General features: G+C 62.3%; 23 protein-coding genes, 1 tRNA gene and 1 other RNA gene. 12 read left to right on the top strand and 13 right to left on the bottom strand.

Annotated elements, in window-relative coordinates; genetic code table 11:
- The first annotated feature begins 15 nt into the window (after positions 1–15).
- Both AS9A_RS22600 and AS9A_RS06060 read left to right on the top strand, forming a co-directional pair.
- Positions 16–423: a hypothetical protein gene (locus AS9A_RS22600; protein WP_049793670.1), complete on the top strand. Its 408-nt coding sequence runs from the start codon at positions 16–18 to the stop codon at positions 421–423.
- Positions 424–427: 4 nt separating this feature from the next.
- Complete coding sequence (locus tag AS9A_RS06060) at positions 428–1,963, top strand: CYTH and CHAD domain-containing protein (RefSeq protein ID WP_013806049.1); 1,536 nt, start codon at positions 428–430, stop codon at positions 1,961–1,963.
- On the opposite strand, the gene AS9A_RS06055 is transcribed toward AS9A_RS06060, so the two are convergent.
- Complete coding sequence (locus tag AS9A_RS06055; protein WP_013806048.1) at positions 1,960–2,142, bottom strand: hypothetical protein; 183 nt, start codon at positions 2,140–2,142, stop codon at positions 1,960–1,962. The genes AS9A_RS06060 and AS9A_RS06055 overlap by 4 nt on opposite strands.
- A gap of 59 nt (positions 2,143–2,201) precedes the next feature.
- On the opposite strand from AS9A_RS06055, the gene AS9A_RS06050 reads away from it, so the two are divergent.
- Positions 2,202–3,311: a peptidoglycan recognition protein family protein gene (locus AS9A_RS06050; protein WP_013806047.1), complete on the top strand. Its 1,110-nt coding sequence runs from the start codon at positions 2,202–2,204 to the stop codon at positions 3,309–3,311.
- An 18-nt stretch (positions 3,312–3,329) separates the two neighbouring features.
- A complete protein-coding gene (locus tag AS9A_RS06045) occupies positions 3,330–4,328 on the top strand; it encodes a DUF4185 domain-containing protein (RefSeq protein WP_013806046.1) in 999 nt (332 codons plus the stop codon).
- 18 nt (positions 4,329–4,346) lie between these two features.
- Here the strand turns inward: AS9A_RS06045 and rnpB are convergent.
- The 5 genes from rnpB to cobC all read right to left on the bottom strand — a co-directional run bounded on the left by rnpB (position 4,347) and on the right by cobC (position 8,973).
- Positions 4,347–4,781: RNase P RNA component class A (gene rnpB / locus AS9A_RS22980), an RNA gene on the bottom strand.
- A gap of 62 nt (positions 4,782–4,843) precedes the next feature.
- On the bottom strand, positions 4,844–5,953 hold the full coding sequence (locus AS9A_RS06040; protein WP_041450902.1) for a bifunctional RNase H/acid phosphatase: 1,110 nt from the start codon (positions 5,951–5,953) through the stop codon (positions 4,844–4,846).
- Between the two features lie 18 nt (positions 5,954–5,971).
- Positions 5,972–6,700 carry a zinc ribbon domain-containing protein gene (locus AS9A_RS06035; RefSeq protein ID WP_013806044.1) on the bottom strand — a complete coding sequence of 243 codons (729 nt, stop codon included), beginning with the start codon at positions 6,698–6,700 and terminating at the stop codon, positions 5,972–5,974.
- 72 nt (positions 6,701–6,772) lie between these two features.
- Complete coding sequence (locus AS9A_RS06030) at positions 6,773–7,933, bottom strand: Nif3-like dinuclear metal center hexameric protein (RefSeq protein WP_013806043.1); 1,161 nt, start codon at positions 7,931–7,933, stop codon at positions 6,773–6,775.
- Positions 7,930–8,973 (bottom strand): Rv2231c family pyridoxal phosphate-dependent protein CobC, encoded by a 1,044-nt coding sequence (gene cobC / locus AS9A_RS06025; RefSeq protein WP_013806042.1) that lies wholly within the window; start codon positions 8,971–8,973, stop codon positions 7,930–7,932. The genes AS9A_RS06030 and cobC overlap by 4 nt, the downstream gene beginning before the upstream one ends.
- Positions 8,974–9,116: 143 nt before the next feature.
- Between cobC and AS9A_RS23625 the strand changes: the two genes are divergently transcribed.
- From AS9A_RS23625 to AS9A_RS06010, 3 genes are all read left to right on the top strand, one after another.
- A complete protein-coding gene (locus AS9A_RS23625) occupies positions 9,117–9,794 on the top strand; it encodes an HAD-IA family hydrolase (protein ID WP_013806041.1) in 678 nt (225 codons plus the stop codon).
- 12 nt (positions 9,795–9,806) lie between these two features.
- Positions 9,807–10,262: a low molecular weight protein-tyrosine-phosphatase gene (locus AS9A_RS23620; protein ID WP_041450901.1), complete on the top strand. Its 456-nt coding sequence runs from the start codon at positions 9,807–9,809 to the stop codon at positions 10,260–10,262.
- A 63-nt stretch (positions 10,263–10,325) separates the two neighbouring features.
- Positions 10,326–11,183, top strand: a complete 858-nt coding sequence (locus tag AS9A_RS06010) for an SURF1 family cytochrome oxidase biogenesis protein (RefSeq protein WP_013806039.1) — start codon at positions 10,326–10,328, stop codon at positions 11,181–11,183.
- Here the strand turns inward: AS9A_RS06010 and AS9A_RS06005 are convergent.
- Entirely contained in the window at positions 11,133–12,086 is a 954-nt protein-coding gene (locus AS9A_RS06005) for a cobalamin biosynthesis protein (protein WP_041450900.1), read from the bottom strand. The two genes, AS9A_RS06010 and AS9A_RS06005, sit on opposite strands and share 51 nt — an antisense overlap.
- Positions 12,087–12,232: 146 nt before the next feature.
- Here AS9A_RS06005 and AS9A_RS06000 point away from each other — a divergent pair, with 146 nt between their 5' ends.
- Positions 12,233–12,934 carry an ABC transporter ATP-binding protein gene (locus AS9A_RS06000; RefSeq protein ID WP_013806037.1) on the top strand — a complete coding sequence of 234 codons (702 nt, stop codon included), beginning with the start codon at positions 12,233–12,235 and terminating at the stop codon, positions 12,932–12,934.
- Complete coding sequence (locus AS9A_RS05995) at positions 12,931–14,247, top strand: FtsX-like permease family protein (RefSeq protein WP_013806036.1); 1,317 nt, start codon at positions 12,931–12,933, stop codon at positions 14,245–14,247. The genes AS9A_RS06000 and AS9A_RS05995 overlap by 4 nt, the downstream gene beginning before the upstream one ends.
- Before the next feature lie 21 nt (positions 14,248–14,268).
- Here AS9A_RS05995 and AS9A_RS24310 read toward each other — a convergent pair whose 3' ends face one another.
- Complete coding sequence (locus AS9A_RS24310; protein WP_192808214.1) at positions 14,269–14,544, bottom strand: hypothetical protein; 276 nt, start codon at positions 14,542–14,544, stop codon at positions 14,269–14,271.
- Between the two features lie 176 nt (positions 14,545–14,720).
- Between AS9A_RS24310 and AS9A_RS05985 the strand changes: the two genes are divergently transcribed.
- The gene (locus AS9A_RS05985; protein WP_013806034.1) at positions 14,721–15,017 is read left to right on the top strand and encodes a DUF1905 domain-containing protein; all 297 of its coding nucleotides are present in this window, start codon (positions 14,721–14,723) and stop codon (positions 15,015–15,017) included.
- A 23-nt stretch (positions 15,018–15,040) separates the two neighbouring features.
- On the opposite strand, the gene AS9A_RS05980 is transcribed toward AS9A_RS05985, so the two are convergent.
- The 5 genes from AS9A_RS05980 to AS9A_RS05960 all read right to left on the bottom strand — a co-directional run bounded on the left by AS9A_RS05980 (position 15,041) and on the right by AS9A_RS05960 (position 19,118).
- Positions 15,041–16,342: a DUF4185 domain-containing protein gene (locus AS9A_RS05980; protein ID WP_013806033.1), complete on the bottom strand. Its 1,302-nt coding sequence runs from the start codon at positions 16,340–16,342 to the stop codon at positions 15,041–15,043.
- Positions 16,343–16,562: 220 nt separating this feature from the next.
- Positions 16,563–18,044 carry a serine/threonine-protein kinase gene (locus AS9A_RS05975; protein ID WP_013806032.1) on the bottom strand — a complete coding sequence of 494 codons (1,482 nt, stop codon included), beginning with the start codon at positions 18,042–18,044 and terminating at the stop codon, positions 16,563–16,565.
- 142 nt (positions 18,045–18,186) lie between these two features.
- A tRNA-Val gene (locus AS9A_RS05970) sits at positions 18,187–18,258 on the bottom strand.
- Between the two features lie 18 nt (positions 18,259–18,276).
- Positions 18,277–18,753 (bottom strand): peroxiredoxin, encoded by a 477-nt coding sequence (locus tag AS9A_RS05965; protein ID WP_013806031.1) that lies wholly within the window; start codon positions 18,751–18,753, stop codon positions 18,277–18,279.
- Positions 18,753–19,118, bottom strand: coding sequence for a DUF3052 domain-containing protein (locus AS9A_RS05960; RefSeq protein ID WP_049793851.1), 366 nt, complete (start codon positions 19,116–19,118; stop codon positions 18,753–18,755). The genes AS9A_RS05965 and AS9A_RS05960 overlap by 1 nt, the downstream gene beginning before the upstream one ends.
- 580 nt (positions 19,119–19,698) lie before the next feature.
- Between AS9A_RS05960 and aceE the strand changes: the two genes are divergently transcribed.
- A complete protein-coding gene (aceE, locus tag AS9A_RS05955) occupies positions 19,699–22,464 on the top strand; it encodes a pyruvate dehydrogenase (acetyl-transferring), homodimeric type (protein ID WP_013806028.1) in 2,766 nt (921 codons plus the stop codon).
- Between the two features lie 85 nt (positions 22,465–22,549).
- Complete coding sequence (locus AS9A_RS05950) at positions 22,550–23,788, top strand: PucR family transcriptional regulator (RefSeq protein ID WP_013806027.1); 1,239 nt, start codon at positions 22,550–22,552, stop codon at positions 23,786–23,788.
- Positions 23,789–23,797: the final 9 nt, after the last annotated feature.

Raw genomic sequence — 23,797 nt, 5'->3', positions numbered from 1 at the left:
TGTTCAGGAGGCACGGTGCCCACGACGACCACATCACGATTGGCCGCGAGAGGTGCAGCCGTGATTGTCACGGCGACGTTCGCGCTCGCTGGTTGTACCGATGCACCGAGCACTGAAACCGCTCCCCCGATGCCCACCGAAACGCCCGCATTCCAGCTTCCTGACGCATCGGCGCTGTGCACCAATCTCGAGGAGCGCGCACAAGAGTTCCGGACCTACACACCCACTATCGGCAAAGTGACGCTGAATGGTCTCGTGGCCAATTGGGCGACGAGCCAGGGCGTGGATCTCCTCGAACTGGCGCGTAATCGTGATGCCGTAGATGTCGCCCTCGAAAATGCGTGTCCAGAAGTACGCGCCTCGATGCTGAGCTACCTCGACATCGATTCGATCGGCTCAGCGATGATTAGCCTTCCAGGGTGACTCGATGGTGACGCAAAGCCGTGAGCGAGAACTCAAGTTCGAGGCTGGGCAGCATGCGGAAATCCCGGAACTCGGCAGCATTCAGGGCGTTGACGCTGTTGCTGACCCAGCCCGCAATACCCTCCACGCGACCTATTTCGACACTGAAGATCTTGCGCTCATCCGGGCTCGCATCACGCTGCGACACCGAACGGGCGGCGGCGACGAGGGGTGGCATGTAAAACTCCCTCCGGCCAAAGGCGCACGTACCGAACTGCACCTGCCACTGACTTCGTTAACAGAGGGCCCGCCTGACGAGCTCCTCGACCTCGTGCGGGTACACATCCGCGACAAGGACGTATCGCCCGTCGCGGAAATCATCAACAACCGGCGCACTTGGCACCTGAGCGACGCTTCGGCCACCGTACTCGCCGAGGTCACTGACGATGACGTGACCGCCCGTTCGCTTCGCAAAGGGCATGAACATACGTCCCGCTGGCGCGAGTGGGAAGCAGAGCTCGCGGGCGGCGACGAGGCGCTACTGCAACGAATCAGGAAGCAACTGCTCGCCGCAGGTGCGCGGGACTCGTTGAGTCCTTCGAAACTCGCGAAAGCCCTTGGCCCACTCCCGGAAGACAGTGCGGCGGAACGCGGCGCCGACTATCCGGCAGGCACTGCCGGGGGCATGACGCTGACATCGCTGCGCAAACACAGAGCGGCCTTCGTGGCCTACGACCCCCGCGTACGCGCCGATGAGCACGACTCGATCCATCAGATGAGAGTTGCGGCCCGGCGTATACGCAGCATCCTCCGTGCCTACCGACGGATATTCGACAGGTCGGCCACCGATCAGATCGAATCAGAACTGAAGTGGATCGCACGCGTGCTCGGCGCAGCGCGGGATGCCGAGGTCATGGAGGACCGACTGCGGACTCTGATCGATGAGCAGCCCGCGGGGAGCATCCCAGCGGAAGTGCGAGACAAGCTGATCAGCAGCCAGCAGAAGGCCTATCAGGACGCTTACCGCGCAGTCACGGATGCGCTCGGCGGCGAGCGGTACTTCCGGCTCCTAGATTCACTTGATGTGCTATTGAGCCCGGGGGTGTTTGACGAGGGTGCGCTCGCTTCAGCTGACGACGCCGTCGGCAGCGCGATCCAGGGGATCTATCGCAAAGCGACGAAAACCGAGAAGGCGTCGCGCGCTGAAGCTGACCCAGATGCTCGTGACCACCTGCTTCACACACTGCGCAAGGAATGTAAACGCATCCGGTACGCGGCCGAACTCGCCTCTCGCGAACACAATTCCAAGAAGGTGAAGAAGAGCGTCAAAAGGGTGCGTAAGGCTGCCGAGATGCTGCAGGAAACTCTAGGAGAGCACCAGGACGGCGTCATCACGCGGGCGCTTCTGACTGAAGCCGCGAACGCAGCTCAGAAGTCCGGTGCGGATTCCGCCGCGTACGAGTTACTTGCCCAGCATGAGCAAGAGCTCGCCGACGCGGCTATGGAGCGCTACCGGGAGCAGTGGCAGGCGCTTCGTCACGAGCTGAAGCGTTTGGGTTAATTCCGCCATTCCTCATCGGACTCGTCCGCAGCGCGATTGCGCTCCTTCGCGATCTCGAGCGCACGCTCGGCAGCCGCGCGGTCCGGGTATGGACCCATGCGATCAAGGCCACGTGATTCTTTGCCCTGCCGCACCGTTCCATCTGTCACGCAGTAGTACCACTGGTCATCATCGCGCATGAATCAAGTGTGCCAGGCTACGGAGAATCCCGGCGGTTACCCAGGAGATTCGGTGAGGCGTGGATACCTTCCGCGCCGCTCGGGTACGCAAATTGTCAGAGTTCACTGGCATCATGCACATGCACTGGGACGGCCAGTGCAGACGGGAGGCACTTGTGGCGTGGATAGGTAATCTGTGGTGGCTCGCAGACGCCTTACGCGAGGAGGGGCTCCGGGTGGTCGAGCAGCCTGACTGGCGGCAGCGTGGGCACGGCGAGTACCGCGACATTCGTGGCGTGATGTGCCATCACACTGCCGGTGGTGGCCCCAACGATTGGCAGGTCGTCCTGAATGGCAGACCTGATCTACCGGGGCCGTTGTCGAACCTTGTGCTCGAAAGAGACGGCACCTATCGCGTCATCGCCTCTGGTGTCTGCTGGCACGCGGGTCGTGGTTCCTGGCCCGGCTGGCCCACAGACAATGCGAACTGGCACGTCATCGGCATTGAAGCGGTGAGCCGAGGCATACCCGACGCGCAGGGCCGCTATGACTGGACTCCAGAACAACTTGACGCGTATGTCCGCGGCTGCGCGGTCCTCGTGCGCCGCGCTGGATTTCCGGTCCGCAACGTCGTCGGACATAAGGAATACAGCTCCGAGGGAAAAATCGACCCTGCGGGTATCGACATGGACGACTTCCGTGCTCAGGTTCAGCAAGTAGTCAACCGGATGAACGCACCCCGCAACCCAGATGACTACCCACTGCCGGAAGGCTACTACTTCGGTCCACTCGAGGGGCCCGTCCAGTCAGTTTCTGGGCTGCACCCATCTGAGCGGCCCGAATGGCGGGAGGCTCTCAAGCACTGGCAGCGAGCTCAGCAGATTCCTGACACGGGAGCATGGGATGCCGCGACCGCAGCGGCTGCGCGGGCTCTGCAAGCCAGGAATGGCTGGAATCCTGATGGACTGATCGGGCCGGGTACGTGGGCTGCTGGTCTTCGCGGACCCGCAGTGCCGCCAACTGACGAGCCGATTCTCGAAGAGGTCGCGCCGGAGATTCCCGAAGGACCCGCCGAGCCAGATACCGAAGAACCAGCGCCCACCGAACCGCAGCCACCGGTAACGACGCCACGAACTGTACTGCGAGAGGTTCTGCAGTGGATTCGGGACCGCCTACCGGTCGGCCGCTGAGCAGAAAGGCACGTAGCTGTGACGGCAGGATTTACCAAGCTGTGCGACCTCACCGGGCCGGGAACGTCAAGTGCCAAGTTTGGCGTAGTCGGCACCGATCTGGGCATTCCTGCTGTGTTGCCGGACCACGAAACGATCGGATGGGTGTTCGGCGACACCTTCGAGGGTACTGGCCCGGGCACGAGGGGCTGGCGGTCCCCAGTGCTGCTGCGTTCCCAACGGGCACACCCGAGCGCGGGAGTGACATTTAATTCCGCTGCCGGTGGGGACTACGCAAAGCGGCTCATTCCGGAAAGCAACACCAACGGTGTCACCTGGCTTCCCGCTGACGTTCTCACACTCGACGGGACCGTCTACCTGTGGGCGATGCGCAACGACGGACTCCACCACGTGACTAAAACCCGCATATTTACGTCCAACGACCATGGTGAGCACTGGTCACCCACGCGAGCGGCGTGGAGCGGGTGGCGGAAAGGCGCCAACATGCAGCTCATCACCTGGGAACGTGGGGGCGATGGGTATGTGTACGCCTTTACTACCGGGTTTCAGCGGAACAAGCCGCTCTACCTCTACCGCGTTGCCGAGTCGTCAGTACTGGACAAGAAAGCGTGGACGCCGTGGGGGTGGACCAAGCGACGCGGCTGGCAGTGGGGGAACAAGGCCACACCTGTCTTGACTGGCCAGTTTGGCGAAATCTCGTTAAGGCGAGTCGCGGACCGGTTCGTCCTCTCCTGGTTCGACGCCGGCAACTACCAAATCCGCGTTGCGATACTCACGCACCCTACGAACAACCTGTACCGCGCACCGACCCGTACCGTCCTCACTGGCACGACCTGGGATGCTGAAGACCACGCCAACGGACGCGTAGCGCAGCTGTATGGCGGATACGTGATCCCCGGATCCTCACTGGAAGATTTGTATCTGGCGGTGAGCCAATGGAACACCGGAACTAACAAGGTTTATAAGACGATGGTGTTCCACGGCGATGCAGGCCCTCCTCGCGGCCAGTCGGCGTGACCACCGGCTGAGTGTGAAAGGACGAGTCAGCCGGTAAGCCGGATTCTGTGCCCCTCGTCCCTGTCTTACGACGAGAGAGGAGTGGCGACCATCCATCTGGGCACACCGTCGCCGGGTACCTCATGCGGCTCACCCGCGGGTTCGGGCGAGCAGCCCTCGAACACCCGCGCAGCCGCACCAAAGCGGTGCGGCCTTCAGCCTTGCTCCGGGCGGGGTTTACCAAGCCAGCCTGGTCACCCAGGCTGCTGGTGCGCTCTTACCGCACCGTTTCACCCTTACCGGCACCGTGCGTGCACAGGTACCGGCGGTTTGTTTTCTGTGGCACTGTCCCGCGGGTCACCCCGGGTTGCTGTTAGCAACCGCCCTGCTCTACGGAGTCCGGACTTTCCTCGGCACAGAGCCTGCCGCCACAATGGCGCTGGTTCTCTGTGACGCGGCCGCCTGGCTGACTCGTCCACTCCAAGGATATCCGGGGGTGCAGCAAAGTGAACGCCCGGTACCACCCGCGCGGCGCGTCAACGCGTGTGCGTGTGGCTTGTGTCGTTGATCAGCCGGACGGCGGCCCCGCCGTCCGGGTAGAACTCCGCGATGCTCAGCGACGCGAGATCGAGGTGCAGCCTGAATAGGAGTGCGGGACCCACATCGAGGGCAATCCGCAGAAGCGTCTTGATTGGGGTGACGTGGGTAACCACGATCACGTTGGCGCCGCTGTACTCGGCGACGAGCTCATCTTTGGCCTTCTGGATGCGCCGGTGAACCTCGTCAAATGGCTCACCACCAGGCGGTGCAACCGAGGTGTCGGTCAACCAGCGCTGAAATAGCTCCGGGTCACGCTCAGCCGCCTCGGCGAAGGTGAGGCCTTCCCACTCCCCGAAGTCCGTCTCGATGAAACCGTCCTGCACGTGTACATCCACGCCTAAGCCCTCGGCTACGGCGTGGGCTGTCTGCTGCGCTCTCGTCAATGGCGACGAGACGACAGCGGCGATGCGTCCGCGCTGACGAGCGAGCCTTTCGGCGGCGAATCGCGCTTGACGGTGTCCTTCTGGTGTGAGTGCATGGTCGCCTCTGCCGGAGTAGCGCCGCTCGATGGAAAGTTGCGTCTGCCCGTGGCGCAGCAGCAGCAGCCGAGTGGGTTTGCCCACAGCTCCCGTCCAGCCGGGTGCCATTTCCTCCGTTTTCGGTGGAGGTTGCTCACCGTTCTCGTTGGCAGCGTCCATCGCCTCATTGGCCAAGCGGTCAGCGTGCGCGTTGTCTGCCCTGGGGACCCAGCGGTACTCAACATGGCTGAACGCTTGCGCAAGCTCAGCCGCACGACGTGCCAGCGGAATCATGTCCGGATGCTTGACCTTCCACCGGCCTGACATCTGCTCGACGACCAGCTTTGAGTCCATGCGGACCTCCGCTTCATGCGCACCGACTTCGGTGGCCGCCTCGAGGCCGGCGATAAGACCGCTGTATTCAGCGACGTTATTGGTGGCGATCCCGATCGCTTGTTTGCGTTCCGCCAGAACGGTGCGGTCGTCAGGGTCGAGAACCACCGCTCCATAGCCCGCTGGCCCCGGGTTCCCTCGCGACCCACCATCCGCTTCGATGATCACGCGCTTCTTCGCATTCGTTGTAGTCAACGCTCCAGTCACCGTGCCTTATCGGCCCGCGCGAACAAGGATCGCGCCGCATTCGGGGCATTGGACCACGCGTTCCGGCGGGGTGGCCTTAATTCGTTCGAGCTCCCCGCGGTCAAGCTCGATACGGCACGCACCGCAGCGGCTGCCTTGGAGTCTGCCAGCGCCGACACTGTGCGAACGTCGTTCATTCTCATACAAGCTAAGAAGTTCTTCGGGAAAGAGCTGTGTGAGCTTCTCGCGATCTGTGTCGCACCGCTTCTCCGCGACATCGAGATCCGCCGTCGCATCCCCGCGTTTACTCCCCGCGGCGTCGAGTTCCTCTTCCGCGTGAGAGAGCCGTGCACCGGCGTGCTTGTAGTTCTCCTCAGCCGCTTCGCGCTGCTCCATGATGTCGAGCAGTTCGTCTTCGAGCAGCGAGCGGCGACGACCGAGAGTGCCGAGTTCATGCTGCAACTCGGATAGCTGTTTCGCGGCCACGGTCCCAGACTGCATGAGGGCGTTGTCGCGCTTCTCCCGCTGGCCCACCTGATCGACCTCACGCTCGAGGCGTTTGATGTCCCTGTCAAGGTCGTCGAGCGCGATCTCGGCTGCCACTGCGTCATCTTTCCGGGCCTGGCGCTCTTTCTTCAGCCGCTCGATCTCCTTGTCTTCCGGGAGATTGATGCGACGATGCCGGATGCGCAAGAGTTCAGCGTCGACATCGGCAAGGTCAAGGAGCTTTTGCTGAACTTTCACGTCAACATCCACGTTTATGCCCCACTAACAATTTATGACTATCCGCTGAACGATCCACCCTACCGCGCCCGCACACCTACGGGATCACGGCTGGGCAATCGTCCAGGGGTCTGTTCGGACTTCGCTGATCCTCGTCTCGACCCCCCGAACACCGAACGCATCCTGGACAACGCTGCGCGCCTGTCCGCACCAGGGGAATTCGCTTGCCCAGTGTGCGACGTCGACGAGCGCTGGACCTCCGGCCCGCAGATGCTCATCGGCGGGGTGGTGCCGGAGGTCCGACGTGACGTACGCGTCGACGCCAAGTTTTGCGGCCAGGGCCAGGAACGAATCACCTGCGCCGCCACACACTGCGACTCGCTCAACCATCCGATGCGGGTCACCCGCTGCGCGTACTCCCCAGGAAGTTCGGGGAAGCCGCGCCGCGACCCGCTGCGTAAACGCTTCGAAGGTTTCGGGCTCCGGCAATGCAGCCACACGGCCAAGCCCGTGCGCGGTCGGCATCGCAGCCAGTTCGACCACGTCGAAAGCCGGTTCTTCATAGGGATGGGCTTCCCGCAGCGCGGAGAGAACGAGAGCTCGGAGGCTTCGTGGCGCCACCATTTCGACGCGGTCCTCGGTAACCAATTCGAGCTCCCCCAGTGACCCGATCGTCGGGTTCGCATCATCTCCGGGCCGGAACTGGCCGCTGCCTGTCACAGACCAGCCGCATTCGGTATATTCACCGATCTGTCCAGCGCCTGCGGCGAACATCGCGCGCGAAACAGCGTGGGCATCAGACTGGGGGACGTAGACGATCCACTTGTCGGCGGGGCTGTCATTCTTACTGGAGAGCGGGCCTTGCACCGTGAGGCCGAGAGCATCCGCGAGCGCGTCCGAGACCCCCGGATCGGCAGAGTCCGCGTTCGTATGTGCGGTGAAGAGTGCACATCCGCTTCGGATGAGCCGATGGATGAGGGCGCCTTTGGGAGTGTGCGCGCCCACAGTGTCGACTCCACGCAGGAGCAGTGGATGGTGTGCGACGAGCAGGTCCGCACCCCACTCGAGTGCCTCCTCGACGACTGCGGCGGTTGCGTCGACGGTGAACATGACACGCGTGACGGCATCATCCGGATCCCCGCAGACAAGTCCCACGGAGTCCCACGGCTCCGCGAGGGCTGGCGGGTAAGCATCGTCGAGACACTGGGTGATGTCCCCGACAGACACTCGTCGGGCCTCAGCTTTTCCACCGTGGTCCTCGCTCACAGCACCTCCCTGATCGCGGCGAGAAGCGCATCAGCCGCCTCGCGCTCTCTCACGGCCACTCTGACATAGTCGTCTGACAGCCCCGGGAATGTGTCACACCGTCGCACCGCAATCCCGCGCTCCTTGAGCCGGTGACGCAGGTCAGGGCGGCCGCTGACATGGAGAAGCAGAAAGGACGCGTCAGCTGGTTCCACTATGCCCACACCCCGGCTTTCAGATTGGCGCAACTCTGCAATGAGGTACTTGCGGTCCTCCCCTATCCGCTGCGTGATCACCTCTGCCGCGGCGAGTGCTTCCGGCGTACAGCAAGCGCGAATAGCCTCGAGCTGCAGCGTGCCGACCGGCCAGTGGGGGCGCCGTCGCGCTAACTCAGCAAGAATCGCAGGGCTGCCGAGCATGTAGCCACACCGCAAGCCCGCGATTGCCCACGTCTTTGTGAGACTGCGCAGAACAAGAACATCCGGCAATGAGATTCCCGCCAGTGTTTCGGGTTCGCCAGGCACCACGTCTGAAAACGCCTCGTCGACGACGATAACCCGGCCTGGTCTTCGCAACGCGTCTATGTCAGCGCGTGGATGCAGCACCGATGTTGGGTTCGTGGGGTTTCCGAGCACCACGAGATCAGCGTCGTTCGGCACCGTGGCGTCAGCCAGCCGGAATGGCGGAGGAACCACGACCTGATGCACCGCGATTCCAGCCTGACGCAGGGCAAATTCAGGTTCGGTGAATGAAGGGTGGACCACAGCCGCGCAGCGAGGGCTGAGGTGCGCGACCAGCGAAAACCCCTCCGCTGCACCGGAAAGTAGGAGGACCTCGTCAGGGGTTCGGCCGTGTCGTTGCGCGACAGCTTCGCGAACCGCTAGATCCTCGGCTGCGGTGGGGTACCGCGCCAGATCGCTAAGCCGCGAGGCAAGTCGGCGCTGCAGCCATTCAGGAGGAGCGGTTCCATGGACGTTGACGGCGAAATCGAGAAGGCCCTCGCTCGCATCGACGTCGCCGTGGTGACGCAACGAATCCCACAGTTGCCGGTCTGCACTCACAAGCGTGAGACTACCGGCGCCGATGCGAGTCGTTTTCCGGACTAGCCGCGTTTGTCCAGAATCGCTCCCAGATTTGCACGTTTTGCACCCCATGGCGAAAGGGGTTGCAGCTCCCATCTCCCCCCACCAGGCATCATGGTGGCATGTCGTCTCCTCAGTTGTTGCGTTCCGTCGTGCTTTTCGACCTCGATGGAACAATCACAGATTCCGCGCCTGGCGTGATGACGAGCTTCCTGTCCGCACTCGAACAGATCGGTAAGGAGCCGCCAGCAGGGATGAATGTTCTCGATGTCGTCGGCCCACCGATGATTGACACTCTCACCGGCCTCGGTCTGCAGAAGCCGGATATCGATGCTGCGCTCGCTGCTTATCATGAGCGCTACGACAGCGTCGGCTGGTCCGAGGCAACATTGTTTGCAGGAATACAGAATCTGCTCGTTGAGCTGGATCAGACCGGTGCCCGCATCGCGCTGAGCACCTCAAAAGCAGAGAAGTACGCACGCCGCATGCTGGACCACTTCGATATTGGCAAGCATTTTGAGTTCATCGGAGGTGCCAGCAACGACGGAAAGCGCAGACGTAAAGCGGACGTCATCCGCCACACGCTGGAGAATCTCGGTGTATCCGCGAACGGTCAATCGCTGGGGGACGACATCGTGATGGTGGGTGATCGCGTCCATGACATCACGGGCGCAAAGACATTCGGCATCCCGACCGCAGCAGTGACGTGGGGGTACGGTCCAGCGTCCGAACACCGTGAGGCACAGTGGACGGTTGATTCCGCTGCGGAACTCCGCGATCTTCTGCTGCCTGCAAGCTAGGAGCGTTCACTCGTGCACATCACTTTTGTCTGTACTGGAAACATCTGCCGATCCCCAATGGCGGAACGCATCGTCGCAGATGTTCTCGAGCGTGAGGGGCTCGCGGACCACGTTCGCGTCTCGAGCGCCGGAACGGGTGGATGGCACGCGGGCGATCCCGCCGACCATCGCACCGTCGCCACCCTCCGCAAGCACGGCTACAGCACGACGCACCGTGCTGAGCAGGTCAACGGCGACCATCTCTCGGCAGATCTGATCGTCGCGCTGGACCGCGGTCACGCTAGGGAACTCCGTAGACGAGGAGCAGAGCCCGACAGACTGCGTTTGCTGCGCAGCTTCGAACCCGATGCTGACGGCGAAGACGTCGCGGACCCCTACTACGGTGACATGTCCGACTTCGAGGAAGTCCGGTTGCAGATCGAGGCAGCACTCCCGGGGCTAGTGGCGTGGATCCGCGAAAACATGTGATGCACGCAACCACTACGCGCTGGGCATTTCAGCCGGATCGCCATTACCGGTTACGGTGGTGACGTGCGACGATTCAGTTTCCTGTTCCGGCCCGGATGGCTGGCGCTCGTCGCTGTCGTCGGGGTATTCGCTTACCTCTGTTTCACGATCCTCGCGCCGTGGCAGCTAGGCAAGAACACGGCGACCGAACACCGCAACACCCTGATCGAGCGGTCCGTCGAGGCAGAGCCAGTTTCTATAGGCGAACTCGCTGGTTCCGGCGCCACGCCTGAACGGGACGACGAGTGGCGCCGCGTCACCCTTTCAGGCACGTATCTGCCTGAACACGAAGTCGTGGCGCGCCTGCGGTCCATCGAGGGCACGCCCTCCTTCGAAGTTCTGACGCCATTTCGTCTCGACGACGGCAGTGAGGTCCTGATCAACCGGGGGTTCGTGCACACCGAGCAGGGCACTGACGTGCCCGAGTTCGCACCGGCACCGGCAGGGCAGCGCACCCTTGAGGGACGCATCCGGATGCCAGAGGCCGCACTGGGACGCGAGCCCATCATCTCGGACGGGACAACCCAGGTTTACAGCATCAATCCGGGCGAAATAGGGGCACTCGCCGACATCTCCTTGCCTGGCTACTACATCCAGCTTGCACCCGAACAGCCCGGCGGCCTCGGCCTCATCGGGCTGCCGCAGCTCGATCGAGGCCCGTTCCTGTCCTACGGGCTGCAGTGGATCGCGTTCGGGATCATGGCGCCCCTGGGCCTGCTGTACTTCGTGCGAGCGGAACTGCGTGAACGAAAAACCAGCCGCAGCAACGAGCCCGGCACCGCTGATCCGGATTCTGGGCCCGTGGTGTACGCCGAGGCCGAACAAGCAACATCACGAACGCCGGAAGAAAAACTCGCCAGCCGCTACGGCAAGCGCCGCTGAAACGGCCGCCACGACAGTTACGGTCTGCACGCGTCGGGATAGCTGCACAGCTCGGCGCAGATCCTTCACCGATGGTGCGGGGCCTGATCCGAGCAATGGCCGGATTTCTGTCCCATGCCGATACGGTGTCACGCCTCCTAGCTGTATCCCAAGCGCACCTGCCATCGCGGACTCGGCCACGCCAGCGTTGGGACTCGGGTGCGAGCGTGCATCGCGGCGCCAGACCCGTATCGCCGCTTCCGGATCTCCGCCTGCCGACCATGCCGCGGCGACGGTAGCCGCACCAGAAACACGCGCAGGGAGGAGATTGGCGAGATCGTCGAGCCGTGCGGAAGCCCAGCCGAACAGGACATAGCGGGGCGACTTGTAGCCGACCATCGCGTCGAGAGTATTGATCGCGCGGTACGCCACCACGCCAGGGGTGCCGAGCAGCAAAGCGTACACAACCGGACCGACCGCAGCGTCTGAGGTGTTCTCCGCAACCGACTCCACTGCGGCGCGGGCCAGACCGTCAGCATCGAGGAGTTGCGGGTCACGACCGCAGAGCGAGGGCAGAAGGTTTCGCGCGCCGGTCAGGTCGCTCGCATCGAGGCGCCGCGCCATGTCCTCACCCACGCGGTCCAGGGAGGTCCCGCCGAGGGTCGCCCAAGTTACCAGTGCTAGCGCAGCGATACGCGCCGGGTTGTGCGTCAGCCGCCGGTCAACCCAGCCTGCTGCGACGTAAGAACCTCCAGCCAGAGCCGCGGCATAGAAGACTCCGACGACCCGGTCGTCCCGATAGATGAGCCGTTCCAGCTGCGCGGCGACCTGCCCAAAACCGGCGACTGGGTGGTATCGGTGCGGGTCCGCGAATATCCGGTCCGCCCAATACCCGAGCGCAATTCCGGCCGCCCGCACTACCATCTCGTCCCGTCGCGTCACTCCGACAGTTCTACCAGCCGTGAAATGCGCTGCCTATGGGGACGTCATACCACGGTCTGATGCCGCGGAGCCGAGAATCGAACTGACGGCCGATGTGGCTTTTGTCCTGCTCAGTGACCATCAACTGTATGCAGACAACATCTAAGTCTCCAATCCTCACGGCCCGCAACATTGTCAAACAATTCGGTTCGGCACCGGTCCTGCAGAACGCCTCACTCGACATTTACCCAGGCCGTGCGATCGCGATCATGGGCCCGTCAGGATCGGGTAAATCCACGCTGCTGCACATCCTCAGCGGAATTCTGCAGCCCGACTCCGGCGAGGTTCTCTTCAGTGGCCGGGCAATTCAGGCCCTAAAAGAAGCAGAACGCACAGCGCTGCGCCGATCATCCTTCGGGTTCGTTTTTCAGTCGGGGCAACTTTTACCCGAGCTTCCCGCACTTGAAAACGTGGCACTCCCCCTCATCCTCGGTGGCGCGAAGGTCGATGCAGCCAAGCAGCAAGCTGCCGGGTATTTCTCTCCGCTTGGACTCGCTGGGCTCGAGAACCGCCGTCCCGGTGAGATGTCCGGTGGCCAAGCGCAGCGTGTCGCGATCGCGCGGGCACTGGTCACGCGGCCCGCGGTGCTGTTCGCAGATGAACCCACAGGCGCGCTGGACGCGCACACCAGCCACGAGGTGATGACGCTTCTCTGCGAAGCGAGCCGCCATACGGGTGCCGCGCTCGTTGTCGTGACGCACGACCCTGAAGTGGCACATTCTTGTGACTCGACGGTCCATGTACGTGAAGGGCAATTAACCGCCCCAATCGCGAAGGGAGAAACCTGGTGAGCCTCATCGTGCAAGCAAGAACGATCGCCAGGATCGGCGCGATGACGACGCGGGCCGAGGGACTGCGCGTTGCCAGCACCTGGGCTCTGCCACTCGTCGCCTTCGCCTCATCCACAGCGCTGGCCCTGACCGTATTCGGCGGCTACACCGCATTCACGGCCCGTGACTCTCATCCGGAGGCGGGCCTGTATCAGGTTCTCGCCGCGATCGCGTCGATCCTGATCATCATCCCGTGCTTCACGCTCGGGCTCGCTGCGGCTCGACTGGGCGCCCGCAGGCGGGACATGCGGCTCGCGGCGCTGCGACTCACCGGCGCAACGCCAGCGCAAGTAGTTGCCCTGTCTTGCGCGGAGGCTGCAGTCCAGGGCTTTATTGGCGCCGTGATCGGAGCCGGGGTGTACGTACTGTGTCTGCCACTCGTGGCGCAGCTGCCCTTCCAGGGCAACTCTTTCGCGATCAGTGAGCTGTGGGTGGGGGCCACGATCGTGACCGCCACCGTCATGGCCGTGGTCCTCCTCGCGATGGTGTCTGCCCTTGTGGGGCTACGGTCGTTGGCGATCAGCCCGCTTGGCGTTGCGCAACGACATGCCCCGCCCACCCCGAAGTGGGCGTTCGCGGCGGGAGCTGTTGTTGTCGTGGCGATATGGTCGCAAATCAGCCCCGCAACAGTCGGCATTGGAGGGATGCTCGCTGTCCTTGTCATCGTGTTCCTGCTCGTCAACTTGATCGGTCCGTTTGCCGTCTCGGTGGTGGGCCGCATTCTGGTCACGCGAGCGCACAACGCTGAGTCGCTGATTGCGGCGCGGCGAATTCTCGACGACCCGAAGCAGGTGTGGCGAAGCGTCGGCGGAGTCACCGTGGCGAGCTTTGTCGCGGCGGGAACCGCCCTGCTAACCGCGTTTGACACCGCCGCGGATGACCAGGCACAGGTCCAACTGATGACGGATATGCGACTTGGTGTCGCGTTCACTCTTGCAGTGACGTTCAGTCTCGCTGCGATATCAGCGGTACTCACCCAGATCGCGTCGATCCTGGACAATCGCGAGCTGTACCGAAACCTGAGCCTGGCAGGTACACCATTCAGGGTCATGAATGGCGCTCGCATCCGTCAAGTCCGGACACCCGTGGTAGTGATGTCGCTGGTCGGTGCCGGATTTGCGCTGTGCTTTCTCTTCCCCATCACCGGCATGGTCTTGCTGACTAGCCCGCTGGCCCTTCTGCAACTCGCCGGCCTGATCGCACTGGGCTGCGGACTCGTCATCGCTGCGGTGTACGCATCCAGACCTGTGCTGCGCTCAGTAATGAAAACCTGACGCGGGGGTGTTTGCGTCGTCTTATTGGTCCGCATATTCAGAGTCTCTGCCTCGGCATCGGTGAGGTACCGCCCCCACCGGTTTCTGCATCGGCTTGATCAGACCGCCGCCGGCACTGACGACGAGGATTCCGCCAGCAGTGGCGAGTACGGCGATCAGTACCGGCATGGTGACAGTGACGGCAAAGACCCCGAGCGCCAGGACTACGAGGCTCAGTGCGAACTTCGGCGCGAATGTTGCGATGGAAGACCATAGTGATCTTGCATCGCAAGTCTTACGGAAGATTCCGTGAGTCACCACTTTTGCACAACCGATATAGATACACGAATACGTGCATTATTTAACCGGGCGAAAATAATTTCCATGTTCGCAGCCATAACTTCAATGCCCCGTTAGTACTACAGACTTACTGAGCCTGGGAGATTAATCTGGCCAGCCCGCCGGGTCTATAGACTGAAGGAGAGGAGCACAGGATGGGCCACTCGACGAGTTCACCTACAGCGCTGAACAGGCAGTTCACCGCCCCACTCACCAAAAGCCCCGCCGCGGGCGGCTGGACGTATGTTGTGATGCCTGGGTCAGCGGAGTTCTTCGGGACACGCGGTCGCGTGCGTGTCCGCGGCACGGTAGACGGGCACCCCTTCGAGAGCAGCTTCATGGCGCTTGGTGACGGGACGCACAAGCTTCCAGTTAAAGCGAGCGTGCGAAAAGCCATCGGAAAAGAAGCCGGAACAGTGGTCGTCGTGCACCTCACCGAACGCCTCAGCTAGCCCGGAACGGACAGCCACGGGTGTTAGTGGAGCGACACGTGAGTCAGAATGTTTATGCCATCATGCGCGACGAGGGCACGGCCGTCCCCTAGTTCATCAAGGTCTGTCCTCATGAGCAGGACGTTGTAGTCGCTCCAGCGGGAGATCGCAAAGTACAGCGTGTTCCCACTAGACCACGGATGAATGTAAGGCGCATACAGGCCGCTGATGTCGCTGCTGTCGATGAGTGCGGTCGCGTCGCTCCACGGACCTTCGGGGCTTTCCGCAGTGCGCAGAACAATCGTGCCAGCCGGCTCGTCAGCGTACATCGCAACAAACTTCCCGAGGTACTCGTTCCATTGCACGGAAAGCTCGCTCACCGGCGCCGGAATCACTGGTTCCGATTGAGCCGCTTCCACGGCCCAGGAAACTCCATTCCAGTATTCATAGGCGCTCAGGTCGAGGATGTCGCCCACCGCTACTCGTGACAGATGTGCTGCACCGAAGCGCCCCGGCGGCGTACCCAAGCCATACAGATACTCACCGCTTCTTACGTACGCGTGCATCTGGAAGTTCTCATGTCCAGCGTCGAATTGGGGCACGCCCTCGAAACTGACATCACTGTTCAGCCGGATCGTGGACAGTGCAGTTTCCCACGTGTGACCGTTATCGTCAGATACGGCGATCGCTGAGAAATTCGTGCGCCAGTCACCGTGGTCACCCCATTCGCGCACGGACATGTAATTGATGTACTGCTTACCATCGATGGCGACTGCGGCCGTGGGAATGATTGTCACTTCAACGCCAGATAGACCGAGACCTTCGATAATCTGATGCGCGAAGTCCTGCCCTTCGGGCGCCACCGACGCAGCCACAAGGCTGTCTGTGTGCCCAGGCGCGAGTAAGTCCACGCCGTCAGAAAGGTCCGTGTCAACGCTTCGCAGCAGCGCGTTGCTGCGCCACTGTCCGCCTGGCTGCCTGCAGTCTCCGACCGTGTCACCGAAGGCGACCAGAAGCTGCTGATCGTCCTCGGAACCACCGTTGTCCCACATGATTCCCAGGTCCGTCCCGGTAATGCCGAAGCGGGAGAACGTGTCGTTAGGGCTGTTCGCGCCGGTCATCCAGGACACAGACTGTGTCGGGTTCTCTTCCGGCATCTCGGGCAGCGGCCCCTGCTGGTCCGCACCGGAGTGACTGATTCCGCCGAACCCTCCGGAGCCTCCTCCTGGTGCGCCCGCGCCGTCGGCACATGGTTGCGCACCCGCAAATCCACTAGCTACCAGGACGCCACCCAGCGTCACGGCCACCGTTGTGCTGACAGAAGCAGCGTTTCGGCCCAGGCTCATACAAGCTCCACGATCGGACGGCTATTCGCGAGCCGGACGGCTTCACCACACTCGCGGTACCCGGAACGCTACGTGTAACAAGCGGCGGGCCGGACCGCAAAACGTCTCAGCGGCAATGCAAGTGGGTTACGAACAGATAGTGACGTGCACCACTACAGCCGGTAGGACATGTGGTTGAGTCGGTGATGCGAGTACGAACTACACGTCGTTCGCGCCTGATCTACCTGGGATCCCCATCGATCAGCAGGCGTCCACCGACGTCGACCACACGCACCGTCACCTGCTTCGTCTGACCGTCGTAGGTCAGATTGTTGACCTGCATGTCGACTGATCCGTCGTCGTTGTTGGCCCGCTTGATTGCCTCGATCTGACCGAAGCTCTGAATGACACGCTCGGACCAGTAATCCTGGAACGACTGTTGCGAGCCGAAGACATCCTGCGCGGCCGGAGTCAGGAGTGACCATGACCCAGCGGGGTTGCTATAGAACTGCTGGACGAGCTGCCCACCCTGGCCCCAGTCAACCTGACTTCCCGAATTCGCTGTCTGTCCGGCGTCCGCAACGATCGTGTCAGATACGCCGGGCACTCCGGTTTCTGTGTCTGTATCGCCCGGGGACGGCAAGTTGGTGACCACGATCACCAGTGCAAGAAGGGCCAGCACAACGACCGCTGCCGATCCTGCATAAACGACTGGCTTGCGGCTGTTCTGGGCGTGGTGCGCAGACGAAGGCCCACTAGCGGGCGCGAATGCAGCCGCGCCTCGCGTCATCGGCCGGGACGGCGGCGGGGGCGGGGGCGAATGGAGAGGCCGGGAGTGAGCGGTTCTGCGCCGACCTGCGTTCGCAGGCAGCGCGGTCGTCGCTGCGGCACTGACGCCGGAGTCAGTCAACCTGCCCAGCACGGCGTGCGCCTGACTCATCGACGGTCGGTCGCCGGGGTTCACACTGAGCAGATGCCGCAGCAGATCCGTTGCCGCCCCAGCGTGGCGCGGCTCACGCACCTGGCCATTCGCTGCGGCGTACAGCAATGCGAGTGAGTTTTGGTTGTTGCCGTAAGGAGGCTCGCCGTCTACCGCATGGAGCAATGTCGCGCCCAGGCTGAACACGTCGGAGGCGGGTGTCGGATCTGCGCCTTGCGCGACCTCCGGGGGAAGGTAGGCGGCAGTCCCAGAAACCAGGCCGGTAGCCGTCAGATTGATGTCACCGACCGCCCTGGATATTCCGAAGTCTGTGATCTTGGCGGTGCCGAAATCATCGAGCAGAATGTTGCCTGGCTTGATGTCGCGGTGGACGATTCCCGCGTCGTGCGCAGCGATCAACGCACCCGAAACCTGTTCCCCCATGCTGACTGCCTGCGCCAGAGGGAGTGCGGTGTGCGCTTTGAGGACCTCAGCGAGGCTGCGGGACTCGAAATACTCCATCACGAGGCACGGGTGTCCCTCATGCTCGGTGATGTCGTAGACAACGATGGCGTTCGGATGATGGAAGCGTGCCGCGTTGCGTGCCTCACGGATTGCGCGCTGACGAATCATTTCGCGTTCGCTATCCGGAAGACTCGGCTGAATAGGGATCTGCTTGACGGCGACCGAGCGCTCGAGGCGCTCGTCGACGGCTCGCCAAACGACCCCGGCTCCGCCGCTGCCAATCCGCTCGACTAGGCGGTAATGCCCAGCGACCAACTGACCGGTTTCGATCGCATCCACCCCGTACTGTCTGCAGAAACAACTATTACACGCGCCACGCATGGTGCGCTCCGCCGAGTGTACTGCGCGCGGCACGTGCGAAAACCAAAGCATGGTCAACGTCACCGGCGAATCGACGTGACCACCGCGCACAAAGCAAGGGTGGGCGCAGAGGGATTTGAACCCCCGACCACTGGTGTGTAAGACCAGCGCTCTACCACTGAGCTATACGCCCGTCATCAGCACCTGTAGTTCAGGCGCTGCTTGAAGAGGGTAGCGCGTCGAGTGCTTTCTCCCAAGCTGACTGGTCACGCGGCACGCCAGGGGGGCCAACCTCAGCGAAACGGATGATGCCGTCAACGTCGATGACGAAGGTTCCCCTATTGGGCATCCCGTTGCTCTCATTGAGGACTCCGTAGGCCCGAGACACCTCGCCATGTGGCCAAAAATCCGACAGCACCGAAAACAGGTAGCCCTGACCCGCAGACCAGATTTTGTGCACGGGGGGCGCGCTCACAGAAATCGCGAGCACTTCGGCCGATGAATTCTGGAACGCCGGGAGGTTGTCTCGTATCTGTCCGAGTTCCCCCTGGCAGGTGCCGGTGAAGGCAAGCGGGAAGAACACCAGGAGTACATTCTTGGTGTTCCGGAAGTCCGACAGTGCGACTTGCTGGTTGTTCTGATCCCGCAGAGTGAAGCCGGGAGCTTCCGCTCCGACGTCTAACGCCATCAGCGCTTCCCGACCCGCGCTCGCGGCTGAACAAGCCGTGCGCCCATCCAGGCCCCGAGGTTCACAGTCAAGGTCTGGGTGAGTCCCGCTGTTGGTGCTGACTCGGCGATCTCGCTGGGTTCGACGTGCCCGGGCGTGCCGGTTTTGGGCGACAGCACCCAAATGCATCCATCGTCCGAAAGCGGCGCAATCGCATCCATCAGCGCGTCAACGAGATCTCCATCGCCGTCGCGCCACCACAGAAGGACCACGTCGACAACCTCATCGGTATCTTCGTCGAGGAGATCGTCTCCGCATCTTTCCTCGACTGAGTCGCGTATGTCATCGCTAGCGTCTTCGTCCCAGCCGAGTTCCTGAACAACCATTCCGTTGGTTATGCCCAGTCGCTCTGCGTATGTCCGAGCATCCGTCCCGGCCACGTTCTTCGTTCCTCCTGTTCACGGGTTCCTGCTTTGATGATCACCCTTGCGGCCGGAGATTGCATCCCCCGGACCGCAAAAGTTTCAAGGATTTTTCAGCGGCCACGACAGTATGGCGTGCGCTGCTAGTGGTTGAGTGTCGCGCCGACTGCAGCGTAGACGCACCAATTCGCGACGGTAAATTCTGTGAAGCGACGGAAACGCCGTCGCGCGCGGTAAGACCACAGAAGTGTGCGCCGCCCGGCGCCGAAGCGACGGCGACCCGTTCACGCCTGTTCACGAGCGCCACCCTACCCCCTTGGTTTGTCTGTCGTCGCGCTTTATGCCCGCGATCCGCATTTCCCGATCTTGTCCATGATGTGGGACATGCAAACTCACTATTTGACCTACCTCATTGGTGCGCCGGAAAGTAATCTAGGCGACAATTAGGAATGTCCATGCCTTGTACAACCACGGTCTGGATCACCTGCCCCGTCGCCGACGGACCCAACCAGGTCCTTCGACCACGCCCACAAGGAGTGCCGACGTGCCCAACGAGACATCGCCCCGAAAAGACCGAGACCGTGTTCGCGTAATTCGCGAAGGCATTACCTCGTATCTGCCCGATATCGACCCCGAGGAAACATCAGAATGGCTCGAATCTTTCGACGCCATGCTGTCTCACTCCACGTCGGAACGCGGCCGGTACCTGCTATTGCGGCTTCTCGAGAGGGCTAACGAGCGGCGCGTCGCACTTCCCGCGCTGACGTCTACCGACTATGTGAACTCCATCCCCACCGAGCGTGAACCCTGGTTCCCGGGCGACGAAGAAGTGGAGCGGCGCTACCGCGCGTGGATCCGCTGGAACGCCGCCATAATGGTCCACCGGGCACAACGGCCCGGCGTCGGTGTCGGTGGCCACATCTCGACATACGCGTCGTCTGCAGCCTTGTACGAGGTGGGCTTCAACCACTTCTTCCGCGGAAAATCCCACCCGGGCGGTGGAGACTCAATCTTTATCCAGGGACACGCTTCGCCGGGCATCTACGCGCGCGCGTTTCTCGAAGGTCGCCTGACAACCGACCAGCTCGATGGCTTTCGCCAGGAGCACAGCCACGCCGGTGAAGGCGGAGGGCTTCCCTCCTATCCGCATCCGCGCCTGATGCCGGAGTTCTGGGAATTTCCAACGGTGTCGATGGGCCTCGGCCCCATGAACGCGATCTACCAGGCGCGCTTCAACCATTACCTGCGTGATCGCGGTCTGAAGGACACCTCCGATCAGCACGTTTGGGCGTTCCTTGGCGACGGTGAAATGGACGAGCCAGAGTCACGTGGACTGGTCCACATCGCGGCGATGGAAGGGCTCGACAACCTCACGTTCGTCATCAACTGCAACCTTCAGCGCCTGGACGGCCCGGTCCGCGGCAACGGCAAGATCATCCAGGAACTGGAGTCTTTCTTCCGCGGGGCGGGCTGGAACGTCATCAAGGTAATCTGGGGCCGCGAGTGGGACTCGCTGTTTTACGCCGACAAAGACGGCGCGCTGGTCAATCTGATGAATACCACGCCGGACGGCGACTTCCAGACGTATAAGGCCAACGACGGCTCGTATGTCCGCGAGCACTTCTTCGGACGCGATCCGCGTACGAAGGAACTCGTCAACAATCTGAGCGACGCCGACATCTGGAACCTCAAGCGGGGCGGTCACGACTATCGCAAGGTTTACGCTGCATACAAGGCCGCAACGAGCCACAAGGGCCAGCCGACGGTAATTCTGGCCCACACGATCAAGGGCTACCAGCTCGGCACTCACTTCGAAGGTCGCAACGCAACGCACCAGATGAAGAAGCTTGCGCTCGACGACCTCAAGCAGTTCCGGGATCGTCAGCGCATCCCGATCACGGATGAGCAGCTCGAGAATGATCCGTACCTGCCGCCGTACTACCACCCGGGCGAGGACGCTCCGGAAATCGAGTACATGCTCGAACGCCGCAAGCAACTCGGCGGCTTCCTGCCACAGCGCCGCAACAAGGCAACAGTCCTCGAACTCCCTGGCGACAAGGCGTACGCTACCGTGCGCAAGGGATCAGGCAAGCAGGAGATCGCGACCACCATGGCGGTCGTCCGCCTGTTCAAGGAATTGTTGCGAGACAAGGAAATCGGGAAGCGGATCGTACCGATCATCCCCGACGAGGCCCGTACGTTCGGTATGGACTCGTGGTTCCCGTCGCTCAAGATCTACAACCGCCACGGCCAGCTCTACACCTCGGTCGATGCGGAACTGATGCTCGCGTACAAGGAGTCCGAAATCGGGCAGATCCTGCACGAGGGCATCAATGAGGCGGGCTCGACGGGTTCGTTCATCGCAGCGGGCACGTCGTATTCGACGCACGACGAGCCGATGATTCCGATCTACATTTTCTACTCAATGTTCGGGTTCCAGCGCACAGGCGACAGTTTCTGGGCTGCTGCCGATCAGATGGCCCGCGGCTTTGTACTGGGGGCAACCGCAGGCCGCACCACGCTGACTGGTGAAGGGCTGCAGCACGCGGACGGGCACTCGCACACCCTGGCTGGGACCAACCCCGCATGCGTGGCCTACGACCCAGCGTTCGCGTTCGAGATCGCGCACATCGTCAAGGACGGCCTGCGGCGTATGTACGGGCCGGATCCGGAAAACATCTTCTACTACATCACGATCTACAACGAGCCTTACTCGCAGCCGGCCGAGCCGAAGGATCTCGATGTCGACAGCCTTCTTCGCGGCCTGTACCGGTACGCCAAGGCCGGCAAGGGCAAACACAAGGCGAGCATCCTCGTCTCCGGTGTGGCCGTTCCGTGGGCACTGCGCGCACAGGAGATCCTCGCCAAGGAGTGGGACGTGGCGGCCGATGTCTGGTCGGTGACGTCCTGGACAGAACTGCGGCGCGACGGCCGGCGATGCGAAGACGAAGCGCTTCGCGACCCTTCAGGCAAGAAGCGTGAAGCACACGTCACCACAGCACTGAAGAAGTCGGAAGGCCCGTTCGTGGGAGTGTCCGACTGGGAAAGCGCGGTTCCCGACCAGATCCGCACCTGGGTGCCCGGGCATTACGTGACGCTCGGCGCTGACGGGTTCGGTTTCTCGGATACCCGCCCGGCAGCTCGCCGCTACTTCAACATCGATTCGGAATCGATTGTGGTTGGGGTCCTCAATGCACTCGCCGATGAAGGGACCATCGATCGAGACGTTGCTGCCAAGGCGGCTGCGGAGTATCGCATTGATGACGTCGCGGCAGCTCCGGAGCAGACCTCAGATCCAGGCGTCGCTTGATCCCACCCGCCGTCGCGGTACTGTCACCGGGAGACGGCGGGTGTGACAGGCCCCATAAAGCTGGGCCGTATGTGATGAGGAGCGTATGACCGGCAGGCCACAAAGCGGACGTAATGACGCAAACCCCTTGTCGGACGCACTCCTGCGCCGGGTCAAGCAGTACTCCGGCCGCCTCTCCACTGAGGCGGTCAACTCGATGCAGGAGCAGCTGCCGTTCTTCGCGGACCTCGATGCTGACCAGCGTGCAACGGTGCACCTGCTGGTTCAGAGCGCGGTATCAAACTTCGTGGACTGGCTAAAAGACCCCGACCGTGACATCTGGAAGACCGTCGACTCGTTCCGTGTAGTGCCGCACGATCTCGCGCGCAGGGTCACCCTGCGTCAGACAGTCGAGATGGTGCGTGTTGCTATGGAGTTCTTCGAGCGATGGCTGCCGCTGATGACGCGAAATGAGCAGCAACTGGCGGCGCTGACCGAGGCCGTGCTGCGCTACCGGGTGGAGATTGGGTTCGCGGCAGCGGCAGTTTATGCGTCGGCCGCGGAATCACGTGGGGCGTGGGATACCCGGCTCGAGGCCCTGGTGGTCGATGCTGTCGTTCGCGGTGATTCCGACTCCGCGATGCTTTCTCGCGCTGCCACGCTCAATTGGGACGCCAACACACCAGCTACGGTGATTGTCGGCACTCCGCCCCCCGGGAGCGGCGTGTCCGCTGTGAGCAACGTGCACAATGCTGCCGGGAAGCACCACCGCTCTGCCTTGTCGGTGGTGCAGGGATCAACGCTGGTCGCGATTGTCAACGGCGAACTCGACCCTCGCAGCTCCTTCATGACCGATCTGCTCGTAGCTTTTTCTGACCAGCACGTCGTCATCGGGCCGACGGCTAAGACTCTTGCAACTGCACATACCAGCGCACGGGAGGCATTGAGCGGCCTGCGCGCCGCGCCTGGCTGGAGATCAGCCCCCCGTCCGGTACTTGCGGCGGACCTGCTCCCAGAGCGTGCGCTGCTCGGTGATCCGGCAGCGGTGCGAGCCCTGAATGCGCAGATTGTGATTCCACTCGCGAAGGCGGGAAACGCCTTAGGTGAGACGCTGGACGTGTATCTCGATACCGGTGGAGCTGTCGAGGCCTGTGCGCGAATATTGTTCGTTCATCCAAACACCGTTCGTTATCGACTGAAGAAAATCACCGAAATCACGGGCCGTGATCCTTCGAGTCCGCGGGATGCGCACGTGCTCCGAGTAGCCGAATCCGTGGGGCGATTGATTCGCTCTGATGCAGAACCGTTACTTCAGTTTCCAGATCTCACTTCAGTAACACTGTGAAGTAGATTG

The sequence above is a fragment of the Hoyosella subflava DQS3-9A1 genome (genome assembly GCF_000214175.1).
In the GTDB taxonomy this organism is placed as follows: domain Bacteria; phylum Actinomycetota; class Actinomycetes; order Mycobacteriales; family Mycobacteriaceae; genus Hoyosella; species Hoyosella subflava.
The sequence above is the reverse complement of the archived record's forward strand: the minus strand, read 5'-3'. Positions and strand labels throughout refer to the sequence as shown.